This is a genomic window from Leisingera aquaemixtae, from assembly GCF_019801145.1.
In the GTDB taxonomy this organism is placed as follows: domain Bacteria; phylum Pseudomonadota; class Alphaproteobacteria; order Rhodobacterales; family Rhodobacteraceae; genus Leisingera; species Leisingera aquaemixtae_A.
The window spans coordinates 1-953 of the sequence record NZ_JAHVJQ010000042.1 but is presented as its reverse complement, the minus strand read 5'-3'; the positions used below and the strand labels follow the sequence as shown (position 1 = coordinate 953).

Sequence of the window (953 nt, the reverse complement as noted above, 5' to 3'; positions counted from 1 at the left end):
TCAGATCCCAGAGCCGCACCGTGCCGTCATCCCCGCCGGAGACGATCCGCGTGCCATCATGGTTGAAGGCGACGCTCCGCACCCAGTCCCCGTGCCCCTCAAAGGGCTGCGCCACCTGCGTACCCGTCAGATCCCAGAGCCGCACCGTACCGTCAATCCCACCGGAGACGATCCGCGTGCCATCATGGTTGAAGGCGACGCTCATCACCCGGCCTGCATGCCCCTCAAAGGGCTGCGCCACCTGCGTACCCGTCAGATCCCAGAGCCGCACCGTGCCGTCATCCCCGCTGGAGGCGATCCGCGTGCCATCATGGTTTAAGGCGACACTCCGCACCCAGTCCCCGTGCCCCTCAAAGGGCTGCGCCACCTGTGTACCCGTCAGCTCCCACAGCCGCACCGTGCCGTCATCCCCGCTGGAGATGATCCGCGTGCCATCATGGTTGAAGGCGACGCTCTGCACCGGGTCCCCATGCCCCTCAAAGGGCTGCGCGAGCTGCTTGCCCGTCAGATCCCACAGACGCACCGTGCCGTCTTCCCCGCCGGAGACGATCCGCTTGCCATCGTGGTCGAAGGCGACGCTCTCTACCCATAACCCATGCCCCTCAAAGGGCTGCGTCACCTGCGTACCCGTCAGATCCCAGAGCCGCACCGTGCCGTCATGTCCGCCGGAGACGATCCGCGTGCCATCATGGTTGAAGGCAGCGCTCCACACCCAGTCCTCGTGCCCCTCAAAGGGCTGCGCCACCTGCTTACCTGTCAGATCCCAGAGCCGTACCGTGCCGTCTTCCCCGCCGGAGATGACCCGCGTTCCATCATGGTTGAAGGCGACGCTCAGCACCCAGCCCTCATGCCCCTCAAAGGGCTGCGCCACCTGATTCCCCGTCAGATCCCAGAGCCGCACCGTGCCGTCATCCCCGCCGGAGACGATCCGCGTGCCATCATGGTTGAAGGCG

The 953-nt window shown here is 66.1% G+C and carries 1 protein-coding gene; it reads right to left on the bottom strand.

Annotated elements, in window-relative coordinates; translation table 11 throughout:
- A partial coding sequence (locus KUW17_RS23195; protein WP_261397388.1) for a WD40 repeat domain-containing protein occupies positions 1-953 on the bottom strand: 953 nt, incomplete at both ends.